At 60.3% G+C, this 20,150-nt stretch carries 12 protein-coding genes; all 12 read left to right on the top strand.

What is annotated here, in order from left to right:
- The first annotated feature begins 233 nt into the window (after positions 1-233).
- The 12 genes from AAID99_RS08150 (at position 234) to tuf (ending at position 20,077) form a co-directional block, all read left to right on the top strand.
- Positions 234-3,404 carry an efflux RND transporter permease subunit gene (locus AAID99_RS08150; RefSeq protein ID WP_267312410.1) on the top strand — a complete coding sequence of 1,057 codons (3,171 nt, stop codon included), beginning with the start codon at positions 234-236 and terminating at the stop codon, positions 3,402-3,404.
- Positions 3,401-4,681: an efflux RND transporter periplasmic adaptor subunit gene (locus tag AAID99_RS08145; protein WP_188426076.1), complete on the top strand. Its 1,281-nt coding sequence runs from the start codon at positions 3,401-3,403 to the stop codon at positions 4,679-4,681. The genes AAID99_RS08150 and AAID99_RS08145 overlap by 4 nt, the downstream gene beginning before the upstream one ends.
- Complete coding sequence (locus tag AAID99_RS08140; RefSeq protein WP_188426075.1) at positions 4,678-6,300, top strand: efflux transporter outer membrane subunit; 1,623 nt, start codon at positions 4,678-4,680, stop codon at positions 6,298-6,300. The genes AAID99_RS08145 and AAID99_RS08140 overlap by 4 nt, the downstream gene beginning before the upstream one ends.
- Positions 6,301-6,403: 103 nt before the next feature.
- A complete protein-coding gene (rplK, locus tag AAID99_RS08135; protein ID WP_023979014.1) occupies positions 6,404-6,838 on the top strand; it encodes a 50S ribosomal protein L11 in 435 nt (144 codons plus the stop codon).
- Positions 6,839-6,842: 4 nt separating this feature from the next.
- Entirely contained in the window at positions 6,843-7,535 is a 693-nt protein-coding gene (rplA, locus tag AAID99_RS08130; protein WP_188426074.1) for a 50S ribosomal protein L1, read from the top strand.
- A gap of 292 nt (positions 7,536-7,827) precedes the next feature.
- Positions 7,828-8,346, top strand: a complete 519-nt coding sequence (gene rplJ / locus AAID99_RS08125) for a 50S ribosomal protein L10 (RefSeq protein ID WP_062165691.1) — start codon at positions 7,828-7,830, stop codon at positions 8,344-8,346.
- Between the two features lie 78 nt (positions 8,347-8,424).
- On the top strand, positions 8,425-8,799 hold the full coding sequence (rplL, locus tag AAID99_RS08120) for a 50S ribosomal protein L7/L12 (RefSeq protein WP_023979011.1): 375 nt from the start codon (positions 8,425-8,427) through the stop codon (positions 8,797-8,799).
- Positions 8,800-9,037: 238 nt separating this feature from the next.
- Positions 9,038-13,213, top strand: a complete 4,176-nt coding sequence (rpoB, locus tag AAID99_RS08115) for a DNA-directed RNA polymerase subunit beta (protein ID WP_188426073.1) — start codon at positions 9,038-9,040, stop codon at positions 13,211-13,213.
- 88 nt (positions 13,214-13,301) lie between these two features.
- On the top strand, positions 13,302-17,552 hold the full coding sequence (rpoC, locus tag AAID99_RS08110; RefSeq protein ID WP_188426072.1) for a DNA-directed RNA polymerase subunit beta': 4,251 nt from the start codon (positions 13,302-13,304) through the stop codon (positions 17,550-17,552).
- A gap of 366 nt (positions 17,553-17,918) precedes the next feature.
- Positions 17,919-18,290 carry a 30S ribosomal protein S12 gene (gene rpsL, locus AAID99_RS08105; RefSeq protein ID WP_023979007.1) on the top strand — a complete coding sequence of 124 codons (372 nt, stop codon included), beginning with the start codon at positions 17,919-17,921 and terminating at the stop codon, positions 18,288-18,290.
- Positions 18,291-18,304: 14 nt separating this feature from the next.
- A complete protein-coding gene (gene rpsG / locus AAID99_RS08100; protein WP_025822017.1) occupies positions 18,305-18,781 on the top strand; it encodes a 30S ribosomal protein S7 in 477 nt (158 codons plus the stop codon).
- Between the two features lie 105 nt (positions 18,782-18,886).
- Positions 18,887-20,077 carry an elongation factor Tu gene (gene tuf / locus AAID99_RS08095; RefSeq protein ID WP_188426282.1) on the top strand — a complete coding sequence of 397 codons (1,191 nt, stop codon included), beginning with the start codon at positions 18,887-18,889 and terminating at the stop codon, positions 20,075-20,077.
- The last annotated feature ends 73 nt before the right edge of the window (positions 20,078-20,150 follow it).

The following is a 20,150-nucleotide window of genomic DNA, read 5'->3' as shown; positions in this document are numbered from 1 at the left end:
GCTTATGCGCTGTTGTCGCCGGCAGGGCCGGAGCTGTGACAGAGAGATGAAAGGTCGTTCCAGATCGGAACTTAAAAGGAATTTTCCTTGTCGCCTCCGGGCGTATTTGTATTTCTGGACGTAACAGGAAAAGGAATGTCCTTGATGATATCGGGAAACGGATGGGGATTCCTCATGCCGGTCTATGAGCACAGGCATCGGGCAGGGCGGGCATCGCGTCTCGGGACAGCTGCATGAATCAGGTTGTCATCACCGCGCTGAAGCGGCCCTACACCTTCGTTGTCCTGTCCATTTTCATCGTGATTTTCGGCGTAAGGTCGGTCATCAAGACACCGACAGACGTCTTCCCGAACATCAACATCCCGGTTGTCGCGATTGTCTGGTCCTATCTCGGGCTCATGCCTGAGGATATGTCGGGGCGCGTCGTCTATTATTACGAACGCACCCTGACCACGACCGTCAACAATATCGAGCATATCGAAAGCGGGTCGTATTACGGTCGTGGTATCGTCAAGGTCTATTTCCAGCCCGGCACCGATACGTCGGTCGCCCAGACGCAGATCACTTCCGTTTCCCAGACCGTCATCAAGCAGCTTCCGACAGGGGCCACGCCGCCACTTATCCTGGCCTACAACGCCTCGTCCGTGCCGGTGCTCACGCTGCAGATCAATTCGGACAAGCTGAACGGGTCAGAGCTGTACAACATGGCCTCGAACCTGATCAGGCCACAGCTTATTTCCGTGCCGGGCGTTTCGATCCCGAACCCTTATGGCGGTCTTGCGCCCTACATCACGGTCGATATCGATCCTGCCAAGCTGATGGCGCATAATCTCTCGGCGGTGGATGTCAGCGCGGCGCTCAACAAGCAGAATATCGTTCTTCCTGCCGGCGACCAGCGTGTCGGGCCATTCGATTACATGGTCCGTACCAACGCCCAGCCCCGAGAGGTGGAAACCTTCAACAACCTGCCGCTCAAGCAGGTGGGTAACGCGGTGGTCTATCTGCGCGACGTGGCCTATGTGCATCGCGGCGGACCGCCACAGGCCAATATGGTGCTGGTGAAGGGCCGTCAGGCGGTCATGATGGTCATCATGAAAAGCGGCGATGCATCGACGCTCGACGTGGTGGCGGGCGTCAAGAAACTGCTGCCCCAGGTCATCGACACCCTGCCAAAGGGCACAAGCATCAAGATCCTGACCGATGCCTCCGGCTTCGTGAAGGATTCGGTTGAAGACGTTGTGCGCGAAATGATCATCGCGGCACTTCTGACCTCTCTGGCTGTCCTGCTCTTCCTCGGGTCGTGGCGTTCGACGCTGATTGTTGCGACCTCGATCCCGCTCGCCATTCTCTGCTCGGTCATCGGGCTGAGTCTTGCCGGGCAGTCGATCAATGTCATGACGCTGGGCGGGCTTGCGCTGGCGGTCGGTATTCTCGTCGATGACGCGACCGTCATGATCGAGAATATCGATGCCCATCTGGAGATGGGCAAGGATCTGGAAATGGCCATCATCGATGCTGCCAACCAGATCGTCATACCGACCTTCGTCTCGACCACCTGTATCTGTATCGTCTGGCTGCCGCTCTTCGAGCTGACCGGCGTTGCAGGCTGGCTGTTCATGCCAATGGCCGAAGCCATCATCTTCGCCATGATCGCCTCCTTCATCCTGTCGCGTACGCTGGTGCCCACCATGGCAAACTGGATGCTCGCGGCGCAGGTTGCTGCCCATGAGCGCGGCGACGATGGCAAGGAGCCCGGATTTTTCGGCCGCTTCCAGCGCGGCTTCGAGCGCGGCTTCACCCGTTTCCGCGAGCGCTACAAGGTGGTGCTCGGTGGCCTGATCGAAGAGCGCGCAAAATTCGTGCCGTTCTTTATGGCTGTCTCGATCGCCTCCAGTGGGCTGTATTTCTTCGTCGGGCAGGATTTCTTCCCGGAGATCAAATCCGGCACGCTGCAGCTCCACATGCGCGCACCCATCGGTACGCGCCTTGAGGAATCGGGCAAGATTTCCGTGCTGATCGAAAAGAAGATGCACGAAATTCTGCCGGGCCAGATCGATGCAGTGCTGAATAACTGCGGTCTGCCCTTCTCGCAGCTCAATCAGGCGTTCATCCCGACACCAACCGTCGGTACGGAAGATTGCGATATCACTGTCTCGCTCAAGAATGACGAGAGCCCGACAGCCGAATATCGCCGCAAGATACGCGCGGGTCTGATCGAAGCCTTCCCCGGCACGCAGATCACCTTTCAGCCTGCCGATCTGACGGCAAAGATCCTGAATTTCGGCCTGCCTGCACCGCTCGATGTGCAGGTTGTCGGGCGCGATCTCTACGGCAATTTTGCTTTCGCCAAGAAGCTGCGTCGCAAGCTTGCCGCCATACCGGGCATTACCGATGTGGCGATCCAGCAGCCTATGACGCAGCCGACGCTCAGCATCAACGCCAAGCGCAGCTTCGCGCTCGGCACAGGCATCACCGAGCAGGATATCGCGCAGAACGCACTCGTCGCCCTGTCGGGTTCAGCTCAGGTGGGGCAGGTATATTATCTGAACGCCTCGGGTGTGGCGCAGCTCATCGACGTGCAGACGCCTGCGAACTACCTGCAGACGCTCAACGATTTGAAGACCCTCCCGATCGACCGTGGCGACGGCAACCCGACCAATGCCCAGCCCCAGCTTCTGGGCGCGCTGTCCGATATCGAGCAGACGGGCACACCGGCGGAAGTCGCGCATTACAACATCATGCCGGTCTTCGATATCTACGCCTCAAACGAGGATATCGATCTCGGCACGGTGGCACGCTCGGTGCAGCGCGTGGCGGATTCCATGAAGTCCGAACTGCCGCGCGGCTCGCATCTGGTCGTGCGTGGTCAGGCTGTCACGATGACAGATGCCTATTCGCAGCTGATCGTTGGCCTCGCGATGTCCATCACGCTGGTCTATCTGATTATCGTGGTGAATTTTCAGTCCTGGCTCGATCCGTTCGTGATCATTACGGCGCTGCCCGGAGCCCTGGGCGGTATCGCCTGGAGCCTGTTCCTGACCCATACCTCACTTTCGGTGCCTGCCCTGACGGGTGCCATCATGTGCATGGGTACCGCCACAGCCAACGCCATTCTGGTGGTCTCCTTTGCGCGTGAACGTATGGAGGTTCACGGCGACGCGCTGAAGGCCGCACTCGAGGCCGGGTATGAACGTATCCGCCCCGTGCTGATGACAGCACTCGCCATGATCATCGGCATGGTGCCCATGTCCATGAGCAATTCCGACAACGCCCCGATCGGCAAGGCCGTTATCGGCGGCCTCATTGTAGCGACCGCAGCGACGCTTCTGTTCGTCCCCTGTGTCTTTGCCATCGTCCATTACAGAAAGCCGCGCGAACGCGGAGATGAGGGAGCCCACGCATGACCCAGCACCAGAATCCCGGTGCCGAGCCGAACCGCAAGCGGGGCCGCCTTGTCATCCTCATCGTGCTGGGTATTGCCCTGCTTGTGGCTGCCTGGGGGATACTCACCCGTTCGGTGCATTACAGCAGTCTCGAGAAAGAGGCGGACGACAATGCCCGCGCCCGTGTCAGCCTGATCAACCCGCAACCTGGCCCTGCCGTGCGCCATCTGGATCTGCCGGCCAATCTGGCCGCTTGGTATCAGGCGCCGATCTACGCGCAGGTCTCCGGCTATGTGAAAATGTGGTACAAGGATTACGGCGCCCATGTGAAATCGGGCGATCTCCTGGCCGAAATCAGCACGCCGAGCCTTGATGCGCAGTATGAGGCAGCAAAAGCCAACTACAATGTCGTGCTGGCCCGCTACAAACTGGCCGTGATTACGGCCAAGCGCTGGGCCGATCTGCGAGACACCCAGGCCGTGTCGCGTCAGGAAGTCGATGTGCAGGCGGCTAACGCCGCCGCCCAGAAGGCGCAGGTCGATCAGGCACAGCACGAGGTCGAGCGTTTCGAGGCGCTGGAGAACTTCAAGCGCATCGTGGCGCCGTTCGATGGCATCGTGACGTCGCGTCTGGTGAACGTGGGCGACTACGTGAATGCGGGTGGGGGTGATCTCAACTCTCGTGGCAATGCATCAGAGCTCTTTACGGTTGCCGACACGCATCGCATGCGCGTCTTCGTTTCCGTGCCGCAGGATTATGCGGCGGTCATTTCCGACAAGCTCGCTGCCAAACTGACCCTGCCGCAATTCCCGGGGCGGGTTTATGATGCGAGCTTCCTCGCCACGGCTCAGGCCTTCAACGCGGCAACGCGCACGGTCACGACCGAGCTGGAACTCAGCAATGAGGACGGGTCACTCTGGCCTGATTCCTACGCAACAGCGCATTTCACCGCGCCGGGTGAGCCGGGCGTGCTGATCGTGCCGGTCAACTCGCTGATTTTCCGAGCCCAGGGCACCCAGCTTGCCACTGTTGTCGACAATCATGTTCATCTGATCGACGTGAAGACCGGCATCAATTACGGCATGACCATCCAGATTCTTGGGGGCATCGAGGCAAAGGACCAGATCGTGGCCAACCCGACCGCCGATATGCTTGAAGGCGATGAGGTCAAGGTGGTTGCCGCAACCCGCGGCTATAACGATGCGACGGCAGCGCCTCGCAAGAATGTTGCGCCCGCACCGAAACCCGTCGCTCCTGAAGACGATGATGGTGGCAACGAGAACGGGGCGCGTCGATGAGAGAGAGTTTCAAGCGCCGCGCATTGCGCGGCGGTGTGGCAAGCGCGGTTCTTTGCCTGTCTCTCCTGTCCGGCTGCGATCTGGCGCCGAAATATGAAGCCCCCAAATTCATCTATCCCAATGGGTGGAGCGGCAAGGGCGTGCTGGTAGACGGCAAGCCTGCCGATGACGTTCCCAAGGGCAAATGGTGGGAGGTCTTCCATGATCCCCAGCTCAATGCTCTTGAAGAAAAGATGCTGGCCTCGAACCCCGACCTGCAGGCCCAAGCTGAAATCTTTACCCAGTCACGCGATATCGCCCGCGAGACACAGGCCCAGCTGGCGCCGCAGCTCAACGGGTCAGCCGGGATGTCGAACAACAAGACATCGCTTACCCGGCTGTGGCGAGGCGCCAATGCGAACTCGCCGACGACCGAGTCCAGCGTGTTCTATAGCGGCGCTGCGACGTGGGAGCCTGATTTCTTCAGCCGCATCCGCAACGCCACGCGCATGCAGAAGAACATGGCTCAGGCGAGTGCGGCCGATTACGCCAATCTTCGCCTGATGCTCGAGGCAGAGCTGGCCTCGAATTATCTCGGCCTGCGCGGGCTCGATGCGCAATACGCGGTCTATGACGACTCGATCCGCTACTACCAGACCGCGGTGAAGATCACCCGGCTACGTCAGGCTGGTGCGATTGCAGCCGGACTGGACGTTTCCCGAGCTGAAAACCAGCTCTTCGCGACCATGGCGTCGCAAAGCAATGTGCGCGCACAGCGTCAGGTCATGGAACATGCCATTGCCGTCATGGTGAATACCGTGCCGGGCAGTTTCCATATCGCCCCGTCAACAAGCCAGACGCTGCCCTATACAATCCTGCGTATTCCGACGGGCTTTCCGTCGCAATTGCTCGAGCGTCGCCCTGATATTGCCTCTGCCGAGCGCAATCTGGCGGCCAATAGCCGGGCTATCGGTGTGGCTCGTGCGGCCTTTTATCCGGATGTCACGTTCAGCCTGAACGGTGGCTTCATGAATAACGGCTTCGACCTCGCCAGTCTGGGCAATTCGATGTGGAGTTATGGCGTGCAGGCGGTCGAGCCGCTCTTCACGGGTGGTCTGCGTCGTGCCGCCCTGCAGCGTGCCTGGTCGCAATATCGCGAGAGCGCCGATCATTACCGCTCGACCGTGCTGGCCGCGTTTCAGGATGTCGAGGATGGCATCTCCCAGACGCAGGCCTTTGCTGACCAGCAGAAGCAGCAGATGGCTGCTGTCGATGCCGCATTGCGGACACAGCGCATGACCATGGCGCTCTATACGGGTGGTCTGACCAATTACCTCGACGTCGTCGTGGCGCAGCAGGCGGCTCTTGTGGCGCGCATTGATGCGGTGCAGGCCCAGACCATTCAGGTGCAGGCCAGCGTCCGTCTGATCAAGGCGCTGGGCGGTGGCTGGGACAAGGTCGCCCTGCCTGCGGTCAAGGACATCAATCCCTTTGGTATCCTGCAATATGACGGGCTGCATCACCCCCGTCCGGCGGGCGATGTCGATACCCGTACAAGCCCTGCCGACCAGGATTTGAGCGGGGTGACGCCAGCGAATCCCCCCATGAAAGACTTGACAGCCGCGTCTTCGGGGCGTTAAGGGGCCGCTCCAATTCGGAACGCGGGAGAGGGTGTGCCAGCCGCAAGGCGGGCAGCCCCTCACTGGAACCGCGGTTCGGGCAAACCATCAAGGAGTCCCGGATATGGCCAAAAAAGTTGTTGGCTACATCAAGTTGCAGATCCCGGCAGGTAAGGCGAATCCGTCGCCGCCAGTCGGTCCGGCCCTGGGTCAGCGCGGCCTGAACATCATGCAGTTCTGCAAAGAGTTCAATGCCAAGACGCAGACCCTCGAGCCCGGCATGCCGATCCCGGTCGTCATCACGGCCTATGCGGATCGTACGTTCAGCTTCGTCACCAAGACCCCGCCGAACACCTACTTCCTGCTCAAGGCCGCCAAGGTCTCCAAGGGCAGCCAGACCGTCGGCAAGGCCGCCGCAGTCGGTTCTGTCACGACCGCGCAGCTGCGCGAGATCGCTGCAGAGAAGTTCAAGGATATGAACGCGAATGACATCGACGGCGCAGTGCGCATGCTGGCCGGTTCGGCCAAGTCGATGGGTCTGAACGTGGTGGAGGGCTGATCCTATGGCCAAGAACAAGAGGCTGACCGCCGCCCGCGCGACGGTTGACACCGACAAGCAGTATGACCTCGCCGCAGCTGTTGCTCTGGTAAAGGGCAATGCAAAGGCCAAGTTCGACGAGACCATCGAAATCTCGCTGAACCTCGGCATCGACCCGCGTCATGCTGACCAGATGGTCCGTGGTCTGATCTCGCTGCCGAACGGCACGGGCAAGACCCTGCGCGTTGGCGTTTTCGCCCGCGGCCCGAAGGCTGAAGAAGCCAAAGCAGCTGGTGCAGAAGTCGTCGGTGCAGATGATCTGGCCGAGAAGATCCAGAACGGTGAAATCGAGTTCGATCGCTGCATTGCGACCCCGGACATGATGGCACTGGTCGGTCGTCTGGGTAAGATCCTCGGCCCGCGTGGCCTGATGCCGAACCCCCGTCTGGGCACGGTGACCATGGACGTCAAGGGTGCCGTTCAGGCAGCCAAGTCCGGCCAGGTCGAATACCGCGCTGAGAAGGCCGGTATCATCCATGCCGGCGTAGGCAAGGCTTCGTTCGACGAAGGCAAGCTGGTCGAGAACATCAAGGCTCTGGTCGATGCCGTCCAGAAGGCTCGTCCGACCGGCGCCAAGGGCACCTATCTGAAGAAGGCAGCCCTGTCTTCCACGATGGGTCCGGGTGTGCGTGTCGACGTCGCGACGTTCACGGCCTGATTTGAGAGATGACGCCGTACGGTCTGACCGTGCGGCGGCGCAGGGGCGGGGAGTTTTTCCCGCTTCCGAACCTGTCCGAGACCGGGCGTGCTGTTCCACGGAACAGTCTAAGGGATCTTGAGAGAGATCCGCGAGCGGGAGACGGGGCGCCAGCAGACAGGGCGGGGTAACCTGCCGGAATGCTGGGTTCCGATTGAATGGACAGGCGAGCGGTACTTTTCCGATTGCGGGGAAGTGCCATGGGTAACCCGGTCTGGAAGCCAAGGTTTCCGGACTGACGAGGAGAATGGATTTGGACCGTCAGGAAAAACGGGCCTTCGTCGAATTCCTCGCCAACGTGTTCAACAGCACGTCCATGGTTGTCGTGACCGAAAACAAAGGTCTCACGGTAGCTGATGTGACGGAGCTGCGTCGACGCGTTCGTGCGGCGGGTGCGACGTACAAGGTTGCGAAAAACCGGCTGGCCAGCCTCGCTCTGCATGGGACCCAATTCGACGGGATTCTTCCGCTGCTGAAGGGCCCGACCGCGCTTGCGTGGTCTGAGGATCCGGTTGCAGTTGCGAAGGCGATCGTCGAGTTCGCCAAGACGAATGAGAAGCTTGTGGTGCTCGGTGGTGCCCTTGGTAGCCAGACGCTTGATGCGAATGGTGTCAAGGCTCTTGCCGCACTGCCGTCGCTGGACGAACTGCGTGCGCAGCTGGTGGGTATGATTTCTACCCCCGCTACGCGTATCGCAGGCGTCGTCCAGGCTCCGGCCGGCCAGCTTGCTCGCGTTTTCGGCGCCTATGCCAAGACCGGCGAAGCCGCCTGAATTGTCTTACGCAGCGCCGCTCCTCTTCAGGGGCGCGGGTTGTGAATCGAAAACCAGTTACCATATAGGACCATCATCATGGCCGATCTGAACAAAATCGTTGACGAACTGTCCGCTCTGACCGTTCTCGAAGCTGCTGAACTCTCGAAGCTGCTCGAAGAGAAGTGGGGCGTTTCCGCTGCTGCTCCGGTTGCCGTTGCTGCTGCTGGCCCGGCTGCTGCCGCTGCTCCTGCTGAAGAGCAGACCGAGTTCACCGTGATCCTCGCCGAAGCCGGCGACAAGAAGATCAACGTGATCAAGGAAATCCGTGGCATCACGGGCTTGGGTCTGAAGGAAGCCAAGGACCTGGTCGAAGGCGCTCCGAAGACCGTCAAGGAAGGCGTTTCCAAGGACGAAGCAGCCAAGATCAAGAAGCTGCTTGAAGACAACGGCGCCAAGGTCGAAGTCAAGTAATCAAGCCCACGAACCGCGCTTCGCCTTCGGGCGGGGCCGGTTGTGGATTGAGACAGGTCAGGGCGGAAATCCTTTCGGGTTTCCGCCCGATTTGCCGTTGCGGACAAACCCTGTATAAGGGCCGGTTGTCACGCAACAACATCACGAATTCACGGTGCCGGTCGTTCCGGTCGCCCGACATGGCAGGGTTCCTGGCGTGTGGACGACCCGAAGGTCTGGTGCGAGAGGGCAGGGATAGATGAACGCAATCACCAAATCGTTCACAGGACGCAAGCGGATTCGCAAGAGCTTCGGGCGGATCCCCGAAGTTGCGCCGATGCCCAACCTGATTGACGTGCAGCGCGCAAGCTACGAGACGTTCCTTCAGATGAACGTGGCGCCTGACAGCCGTCAGCAGACGGGTCTTCAGGAAGTGTTCCGGTCGGTTTTCCCGATCAACGATTTTGCGGGACGTGGCCGTCTCGAGTTCGTTTCCTACGAACTCGAAGAGCCGAAATATGATGTCGAGGAATGCATTCAGCGTGGTCTGACCTTTGCAGCGCCGCTGAAGGTCATCCTGCGTCTGATCGTCTGGGACGTGGATGAAGATACCGGATCGCGCTCGATCCGCGATATCAAGGAGCAGCCGGTCTATATGGGCGACATGCCGCTCATGACCGATAACGGCACCTTCATCATCAATGGCACCGAGCGTGTCATCGTCAGCCAGATGCATCGCAGCCCCGGCGTGTTCTTCGATCACGACAAGGGCAAGACGCATTCTTCCGGCAAGTATCTCTTCGCTGCCCGCGTCATCCCCTATCGCGGTTCCTGGCTCGATTTCGAATTCGACGCCAAGGACCTGATCTATGTGCGTATCGACCGCAAGCGCAAGCTGCCGGTCACCACGCTGCTCTATGCCCTTGAAGGCGAGCACTCCATCGCAGCCCGCGCCGCCAAGGCGGCAGAGGGTGGCGACGTTGAGTCCATGGCGATCCGTGGCATGGATCAGGATGAAATCCTGGCCTATTTCTACGGCACCGTGCCCTTCACCCGCATGCCTAAGGGCTGGGCCCGTCCCTTCGATCCCGAAGCCTTCCGTGGCATGAAGCTGCTCGAGCCGCTTTATGACGCCGATACGGGTGAGGTTGTTGCCGAAGCCGATGCCAAGCTCACCGCCCGCATGGTGCGCAAGATCGCCGAGACGACCAAGGACGTGCTCGTCGGCCGCGCCGATCTGCTGGGCCGTTTCATGGCGCAGGACCTCGTCAATGAAGAGACGGGTGAGATCTACGCCGAAGCCGGTGAAGAACTGACCGAAGCACGCCTCGAAGCGCTTGAGGAATCGGGCGTCACCGAGCTGCCAATGCTTGCCGTCGACTCCTCGCATGGCCCCTGGATCCGCAACACGCTCGCGGTTGACAAGAACAACCGTCGTGACGAAGCCCTTATCGATATCTATCGCATCATGCGCCCCGGCGAGCCGCCGACCCCGGAAACGGCTGAAGCCATGTTCCAGGGCCTGTTCTTCGATGCCGACCGCTACGACCTTTCGGCCGTTGGTCGCGTGAAGATGAACATGCGTCTCGAAGTCGATGCGCCTGACACCATGCGCGTCCTGCGCAAGGAAGACATCCTGCGCGCCGTGAAGATCATGTGCGAGCTGAAGGACGGTCGCGGCCAGATCGACGATATCGACAATCTCGGCAACCGTCGTGTTCGCTCTGTCGGCGAGCTGATGGAGAACCAGTACCGCGTCGGTCTGCTCCGTATGGAGCGCGCCATTCGTGAGCGTATGGGTTCGGTCGATGTCGATACGGTCATGCCGCATGACCTGATCAACGCCAAGCCTGCCGCTGCTGCCGTGCGTGAGTTCTTTGGCTCGTCGCAGCTCAGCCAGTTCATGGACCAGACCAACCCGCTCTCCGAAGTCACGCATAAGCGTCGTCTCTCGGCGCTTGGCCCGGGCGGTCTGACCCGTGAGCGCGCAGGCTTCGAAGTCCGTGACGTTCATCCGACGCATTACGGCCGTATCTGCCCGATTGAGACGCCTGAAGGGCCGAACATCGGTCTGATCAACTCGCTCTCGACCTATGCGAAGGTGAACAAGTACGGCTTCATCGAAACGCCGTATCGCCTCGTTCAGGACGGCGTGCTGCAGGCCGGCTGGAAATACCTCTCCGCCATGGAAGAGGACAAGCTGATCGTTGCCCAGGCTGACGCCGCGCAGGACAAGAGCACGGGTCGTCTGACAGACGAGCTGGTCTCTGTCCGTCGTTCGGGTGACTTCCGCCTGGTGCCGCCTGAGCAGGTCACGGCTTGCGACGTCTCGCCCAAGCAGCTTGTTTCGGTCGCCGCCGCGCTCATCCCATTCCTTGAGAACGATGACGCCAACCGCGCACTGATGGGCTCGAACATGCAGCGTCAGGCCGTGCCGCTGGTGCGCGCCGATGCGCCGCTGGTCGGAACGGGCATGGAAGCCGCTGTGGCCCATGACTCGGGTGCGACCATCGTTGCCAAGCGCAATGGTGTGATCGACCAGATCGACGGTGCACGTATCGTTGTGCGCGCTACCGACGAAGCCGGTTCGACCCAGGGCGTCGATATCTACCGTCTGCGCAAGTACATGCGGTCCAACCAATCCACCTGCATCAACCAGCGTCCGCTGGTGCGCGTGGGTGACACGGTTCATGCCGGTGACATCATTGCTGACGGTCCGTCCACCGAGCTGGGTGAACTGGCTCTGGGCCGCAACGTGCTCGTCGCGTTCATGCCCTGGAACGGCTACAACTTCGAAGACTCGATCCTCATCTCCGAGCGTATTGCCCGTGATGACGTGTTCACCTCGATCCATATCGAGGAATTCGAAGTCATGGCCCGCGACACGAAGCTTGGTCAGGAAGAAATCACCCGCGACATCCCCAATGTCGGTGAGGAAGCCCTGCGCAACCTCGACGAAGCCGGTATCGTCTATGTCGGCGCCGAGGTAAATCCGGGCGACATCCTGATCGGCAAGGTTACGCCGAAGGGCGAAAGCCCGATGACGCCGGAAGAGAAGCTTTTGCGCGCCATCTTCGGTGAAAAGGCTTCGGACGTTCGCGATACCTCGCTCAAGCTGCCCCCGGGCACGAGCGGCACGATCGTCGATGTTCGCGTCTTCTCCCGTCGCGGTGTCGACAAGGACGAGCGCGCCATGGCCATCGAGCGTTCGGAAATCGAACGCCTGACCAAGGATCGCGATGACGAGCGCGCCATTCAGGAGCGCAGCTTCATTGCGCGTCTGCGCGAGCGTCTGCTCAACCAGACGGCAGCTGCCGGCTTCAAGGGTATCCGCGCTGGTACGGTCATCACTGATGAGGTGCTGGACGAGCAGCCGCGTGGCGCCTGGCGCAACATCACGGTCACCGATGACAGCGTGATGTCCGAGCTGGAAACGCTGCGTCGCGAATATGACGCTGCCGTTGGCAAGATTCAGGCCCGTTTCGACAGTAAGGTCGAGAAGCTGCAGCGCGGTGACGAGCTGCCGCCGGGTGTGATGAAGATGGTCAAGGTCTTCGTTGCCGTGAAGCGTAAGCTTCAGCCGGGTGACAAGATGGCCGGTCGTCACGGCAACAAGGGTGTCGTCTCGCGCGTGGTGCCGGTTGAAGATATGCCGTTCCTTGAGGATGGCACACCGGTCGATCTCGTGCTGAACCCGCTGGGCGTGCCGTCGCGCATGAACGTCGGTCAGATTCTCGAGACGCATCTGGGCTGGGCCTGTGCGAATATTGGTCAGAACATTGGCAAGATTGCCGATGACTACCAGCGCACCGGTGAGCGCAAGCTTGAGCTGCTCGAGAGCCTGCGTGACGTCTATGGCGATGCCGTGTTCGAAAGCGACATTGCGACCCTGCCGAACGAGCAGCTTCTTGAGCTGACTGGTAACCTGCGCAAGGGCGTGCCGATTGCGACCCCGGTGTTCGACGGCGCGTCGATCCCTGACATTGAAGACATGCTGGTCAAGGCCGGTGTCGACAAGTCGGGTCAGTCGCAGTTGATCGACGGCCGTACGGGCGAGGCTTTCGAGCGTCGTACGACGGTGGGCTACATCTACATGCTGAAGCTGCATCACCTTGTCGATGACAAGATCCATGCACGCTCGATCGGTCCGTACTCGCTCGTCACGCAGCAGCCGCTGGGTGGTAAGGCGCAGTTCGGCGGCCAGCGCTTCGGTGAGATGGAAGTCTGGGCTCTTGAAGCTTACGGTGCCGCCTACACCCTGCAGGAAATGCTCACGGTCAAGTCCGATGACGTTTCCGGCCGTACGAAGGTCTATGAGGCCATTGTGCGTGAGCAGGATGATTTCGAGGCAGGTATCCCCGAGAGCTTCAACGTTCTGATCAAGGAACTGAAGTCGCTCGGCCTGAATGTCGATCTGGAGCAGAGCGGCGTCTGATGATTTCCGCCACTGTCTTTTCTGTGTTTGTTGCTAACGCGGGCGCGGCCGGTCTTCCGGCCCGCTCCGTGAAATGGGATTTCGGCGCATGAACGAACTCATGAAGATCCTTGGTCAGACGGGCCAGAACCTGTCTTTCGACCAGATCAAAATCCAGCTCGCTTCATCCGAGCAGATCCGTTCCTGGTCGTACGGCGAGATCAAGAAGCCCGAGACCATCAACTATCGTACGTTCAAGCCCGAGCGCGACGGCCTGTTCTGTGCGCGTATCTTTGGCCCGATCAAGGACTATGAGTGCCTGTGCGGCAAGTACAAGCGCATGAAGTTCCGCGGCATCGTGTGCGAGAAGTGCGGCGTGGAAGTCACGCTCGCCAAGGTTCGTCGCGAGCGCATGGGCCATATCGAGCTGGCGTCGCCGGTTGCGCATATCTGGTTCCTGAAGTCGCTGCCGAGCCGCATCGCGACGATGATCGACATCACGCTGAAGGATCTGGAAAAGGTTCTGTATTTCGAGAGCTATATCGTTCTCGAATCCGGCACGAGCCCCTTCAAGCGCTACTCGCTGCTGTCGGAAGACCAGTATTTCGACGCCATGGACGACTATGCCGATGAAGGCCTGGAAGTCGGTATCGGCGCCGAGGCGGTCAAGAAGATCCTGTGGAAAGCCCGTCTGCTCTCCACCGAGACCGATCGTCCGGGTCTGATCGATCGTGACGGCCGTGATCAGGACAAGTCTGACGGCGACCTGCTGCGTGAAGACCTGCGTGAAGCAACGTCTGAAGCCAAGCGCAAGAAGCTCGTCAAGCGCCTGAAGCTGTTCGAAGCATTCTCCGAGAGCGGTTCGCGCCCGGAATGGATGATTCTTGACCTCGTGCCGGTCATCCCGCCGGAACTGCGTCCGCTCGTGCCGCTGGACGGCGGTCGTTTCGCGACGTCCGATCTGAACGACCTCTATCGTCGCGTGATCAACCGTAACAACCGTCTGAAGCGTCTGATTGAGCTGCGTGCGCCGGACATCATCGTCCGTAACGAAAAGCGCATGCTGCAGGAAGCTGTTGACGCGCTGTTCGATAACGGTCGTCGTGGTCGCGCCATCACAGGTGCCAACAAGCGTCCGCTGAAATCGCTCTCTGACATGCTCAAGGGCAAGCAGGGCCGCTTCCGTCAGAACCTTCTCGGCAAGCGTGTCGACTATTCTGGCCGTTCGGTCATCGTGGTCGGTCCCGAGCTGAAGCTGCATCAGTGCGGCCTGCCGAAGAAGATGGCGCTCGAGCTGTTCAAGCCCTTCATCTACAGCAAGCTGGAAAAATACGGCCACGCCACCACCATCAAGGCTGCAAAGCGCATGGTGGAAAAGGAGCGTCCGGAAGTCTGGGATATCCTTGAAGAGGTCATCCGCGAGCATCCCGTGATGCTGAACCGCGCCCCGACTCTCCACCGCCTCGGCATCCAGGCTTTCGAGCCCGTGCTGATTGAAGGCAAGGCCATCCAGCTTCACCCGCTGGTTTGCACCGCGTTCAATGCCGACTTCGACGGCGATCAGATGGCCGTTCACGTGCCGCTGTCGCTCGAAGCTCAGCTTGAAGCCCGCGTGCTGATGATGTCGACCAACAACATCCTCAGCCCCGCGAACGGCAAGCCGATCATCGTGCCGTCGCAGGACATCGTGCTTGGCCTTTATTATCTGAGCCTCGAGGTTCCCGAGTATCACACGACGCCTGACACGGCCGAGTATGATGCCGAGGGTCGTCTCGTGAAGGCCGGTCCGTCTGCCTATGCATCGGTGGCCGAGATCGAGCTGGCCATGAACGAAGGCACGCTCAAGCTGCACGACAAGATCCGTCTGCGCATGGAGACACAGGATGCCGACGGCAAGACCGTTCGTCAGACCCTGATCACCACGCCGGGCCGTGCGCTCATCGCGCAGATCCTGCCGCGCAACGTCGCTATTCCGTTCTCGCTGGTCAACAAGCAGCTGACCAAGAAGAACGTGTCTGACGTCATCGACGCCGTGTATCGTCACTGCGGTCAGAAGGAAGCAGTGATTTTCTGCGACCGTCTGATGGGCCTCGGTTTCCGTCACGCTGCACGCGCCGGTATCTCCTTCGGCAAGGATGACATGATCATCCCCGTCGAGAAGCAGGAACTGGTCGAGCGCACCCAGGCCGAGATCAAGGAATTCGAGCAGCAGTATCAGGATGGTCTGATCACGGCTGGCGAGCGCTACAACAAGGTGGTTGACGCCTGGTCGCGTTGCACGGACGAAGTCCAGGCAGCGATGATGAAGGAGATCTCCCGTCAGGTCATCGGCAAGCCGACGAACTCGGTCTGGATGATGAGCCATTCCGGTGCTCGTGGGTCGCCAGCACAGATGAAGCAGCTTGCCGGTATGCGTGGCCTTATGGCCAAGCCGTCGGGTGAGATCATCGAGCAGCCGATCATCGCGAACTTCAAGGAAGGCCTTTCGGTTCTCGATTACTTCACTTCCACCCACGGTGCCCGTAAGGGTCTCGCGGATACGGCTCTGAAGACGGCTAACTCGGGTTACCTGACTCGTCGTCTCGTCGACGTGGCGCAGGATTGCATCATCGTCGAGAACGATTGCGGCACCGAGCGTGGCCTGACGATTCGTGCGGTCATGGATAGCGGTGAGGTCATCTCCTCGCTTTCCGAGCGTATCCTGGGTCGTACCCTGACGGCTGACGTGACCGATCCGGTGAGCGGTGCGGTTCTTTTCCCGCGCAACACGCTGATCGAGGAAGCCGAAGCAGAGATCATCGAGAAGGCAGGCGTTGAAAGCGTCCTGATCCGTTCGGTGCTGACCTGTGACAGCCGCGTCGGTGTCTGCGGACATTGCTATGGCCGTGACCTTGCTCGCGGTACGCCGGTCAATATCGGTGAGGCCGTGGGCGTTATCGCCGCGCAGTCCATCGGTGAGCCTGGCACGCAGCTGACCATGCGTACCTTCCATATCGGTGGTGCGGCTACACGTGGTGCAGAGCAGTCGATGGTCGAGGCGTCGCGTGACGGCAAGGTGACCATCCGCAACCGCAACGTGGTTCAGAACAGCCAGAACGTCACCATCGTGATGTCGCGTAACTGCGAAATCCTGCTGACTGACGAGAAGGGTGTCGAGCGCGCCCGCTATCGTGTGCCTTACGGCGCCCGTCTGATGGTCAATGAGGGCCAGGATGTCACACGCGGTCTGAAGATGGCCGAGTGGGATCCATACACCCTGCCGATCATCACCGAGCAGGCCGGTACGGTCGAATATCTCGACCTGATCGACTCCATCACACTCGTCGAGCGTATGGACGAAGTGACGGGCCTGACCTCGAAGGTGGTCGTTGACTACAAGCAGGGCAGCAAGGGTGTGGATCTTCGTCCGCGCCTGCAGCTCAAGGACTCGGCTGGCAACGTCGTTCGTCTCGCCAATGGCAATGAGGCGCGCTACTTCCTGTCGCCCGACTCGCTGCTTTCGATCGAGAACGGCGCCACGGTCCATGCCGGTGACGTGCTGGCACGTATCCCGCGTGAAGGCTCGAAGACCCGTGACATTACGGGTGGTCTGCCGCGCGTGGCCGAGCTTTTCGAAGCCCGTCGCCCGAAGGATCATGCGATCATCGCAGAGACCGAAGGCCGGATCGAGATCGGCAAGGATTACAAGTCCAAGCGCTGCATCATCGTGAAGAACGACGAGACCGGGGAAGAGACCAACTACCTAATCCCGAAGGGCAAGCACGTCTCGGTGCAGGAAGGCGACTTCGTGCAGAAGGGCGATCCGCTGGTCGACGGTCCGCGCGTGCCGCATGACATTCTCAAGGTCATGGGCGTCGAGGCACTGTCCGATTATCTCGTCAACGAGATCCAGGACGTCTATCGACTGCAGGGCGTGAAGATCAATGACAAGCACATCGAAGTCATCGTTCGTCAGATGCTGCAGAAGGTGGAAATCCTTGAGCCGGGTGATACGACCTACCTCATCGGTGAGACGGTCGATCGTATCGAGTTCGAGGTCGAGAACGAGAAGCGCGTGAAGATGGGTGAAGAGCCGGCTCGTGGCATGCCCATCCTGCAGGGCATCACCAAGGCCTCGCTACAGACGCAGTCCTTCATCTCTGCGGCTTCCTTCCAGGAGACCACACGCGTGCTTACCGAAGCGGCAACAGCCGGCAAGGTTGATACGCTGAATGGCCTGAAAGAGAACGTGATCGTCGGGCGTCTGATCCCGGCGGGTACGGGTAGTGTGATGAACAAGTTGCGCGCCATGGCGGCCTCTCAGGACCGTCAGCGCGTCAGCCGGGCCACCCCGGCAGTGACGGATGACGCGGCAGAGTAAAGACGCCGCGTCACCTCGGAAAAACTAGTTTACGTTTGAGATCGGGCGGGGTAATACCCGCCCGATTTCGTATCCGGCGATTCGAAACGGGACTCGGACGAGAATCGGGCAGAACTCTAGAGAATGCTTGACTTTCGTTCGGAGCGGTCATAGGGTTCGCGCCCTCGGCTACCCCCGTCTCGTAAGGCGTCTGAGCCGTTGATAGACAGCATCAAACGCTAACGGTGCCGCCGCCTTCGGGTGAGGCTCAGGCCGGTAGTGAAAGAGTCAAAGCGGGCGACATTCTGTCGCGCGCTGCATTTTGTTGGAAGCGAGCAGATCGGGCCCTGGTCCGGTCTCGCAGTGAACAAGGATCGGGAAGGGCGTATGCCGACCATCAACCAGTTGATCGCCAAAGGCCGCGAGCCTGCCGCCAAGCGGAATAAAGTGCCGGCCCTCCAGGGTTGCCCCCAGAAGCGCGGCGTCTGCACGCGCGTCTATACGGTTACCCCGAAAAAGCCGAACTCGGCCCTGCGTAAGGTGGCTAAGGTGCGCCTGACCAACGGGTATGAGGTCGTGAGCTACATCCCCGGTGAAGGCCATAACCTGCAGGAACACAGCGTCGTGCTGATCCGCGGCGGCCGTGTAAAAGATTTGCCGGGTGTGCGTTATCACATCCTGCGCGGCGTGCTTGACACGCAGGGCATCGCCAAGCGTCGTCAGCGCCGTTCGCTGTATGGCGCGAAGCGTCCGAAGTAAGAGGAAATTCAGGCATGAGTCGCCGTCATCGCGCTGTTAAGCGTGAGATCCTTCCCGATCCGAAATTCGGAGATGTCGTCATCACGCGTTTTATGAACGCCCTGATGTACGACGGTAAAAAGTCCACAGCCGAAGGCATCGTCTATGGCGCGCTGGAGTCCGTGCGCCGCCGTGGTGGTGCTACGGCTGACCCGGTTGCCATGTTCCATGCGGCCCTGGACAACGTGAAGCCGGCCGTAGAGGTTCGCTCCCGCCGCGTCGGCGGTGCGACCTATCAGGTCCCCGTCGAGGTTCGCACCGAGCGCCGTCAGGCACTCGCCATTCGCTGGCTGATCGACGCCTCGCGCAAACGCGGTGAAAACACGATGCAGGAACGCCTTTCCAACGAGCTGATGGACGCGATCAACAATCGCGGCTCCGCCGTCAAGAAGCGCGAAGACACGCATCGCATGGCTGAAGCCAACAAGGCATTCAGCCACTATCGTTGGTAAGCTTTAAAAGCTGACCTGTTTCCCCGGGTGCCCCTTTACGGAGCGCCCGGTACGAATTAGCAATCTTCCCCGCCGCTTATTCGGCGGTGGGTTATGGAGAGAATGATGGCTAAGGCTAAATTTGAGCGGACGAAGCCGCACTGCAACATCGGCACCATCGGTCACGTTGACCATGGCAAGACCTCACTGACGGCTGCAATCACGAAGACGCTCGCCAAGTCCGGCGGCGCGACCTTCCGTGCGTATGACCAGATCGACGCTGCTCCTGAAGAGCGCGCTCGCGGCATCACGATCTCCACCGCTCACGTTGAGTACGAGACCAAGAACCGTCACTACGCCCACGTCGACTGCCCGGGCCATGCTGACTACGTCAAGAACATGATCACGGGTGCCGCCCAGATGGACGGCGCGATTCTGGTTGTGTCCGCTGCTGACGGCCCGATGCCGCAGACGCGTGAGCACATCCTGCTCGCTCGCCAGGTTGGCGTTCCGGCCCTCGTCGTGTTCCTGAACAAGGTCGACCAGGTTGATGACGCCGAGCTGCTCGAGCTCGTCGAAATGGAAGTCCGTGAGCTTCTCTCGTCCTACCAGTTCCCCGGCGACGATATCCCCATCGTCAAGGGTTCGGCTCTGGTGACGCTTGAAGACGGCGACGCCACGATCGGTGAAGACCGCGTGCTTGAGCTGATGGAAGCTGTCGACACCTACATCCCGCAGCCGGAGCGTCCGGTTGACCGTCCGTTCCTGATGCCGATCGAAGACGTGTTCTCGATCTCGGGTCGTGGTACGGTTGTTACGGGTCGTGTTGAGCGCGGCGTTGTGAACGTTGGTGACGAAGTTGAGATCGTCGGCCTGAAGGACACCATCAAGACGACCGTTACGGGCGTTGAGATGTTCCGCAAGCTGCTTGATCGCGGTGAAGCCGGTGACAACATCGGTGCGCTGGTTCGTGGCACGAAGCGTGAAGACGTTGAGCGTGGCCAGGTTCTTGCTAAGCCGGGTTCGATCACCCCGCACAAGAACTTCAAGGCTGAGGCTTACATCCTCACGAAGGAAGAAGGCGGACGTCACACTCCGTTCTTTACAAACTACCGTCCGCAGTTCTATTTCCGCACGACCGACGTCACGGGCGTCGTTCAGCTGCCGGAAGGCACGGAAATGGTCATGCCGGGTGACAACATCGCCATGGACGTCGAGCTCATCGCTCCGATCGCCATGGACGAAGGTCTCCGCTTCGCTATCCGTGAAGGCGGCCGCACCGTCGGTGCAGGCGTGGTCTCTTCGATCAGCGCCTGATTTTAAGCACGGGCCCTGAATTGGCTGGCCCCGGTCGGAGTGATCCGGCCGGGGTCGGCTTTACCAGGGGCCA

It is taken from the genome of Asaia sp. Ae19-3, assembly GCF_059801175.1.
Note: the sequence above shows the minus strand (reverse complement) of the source record. Positions and strands in the feature narration are given on the sequence as shown.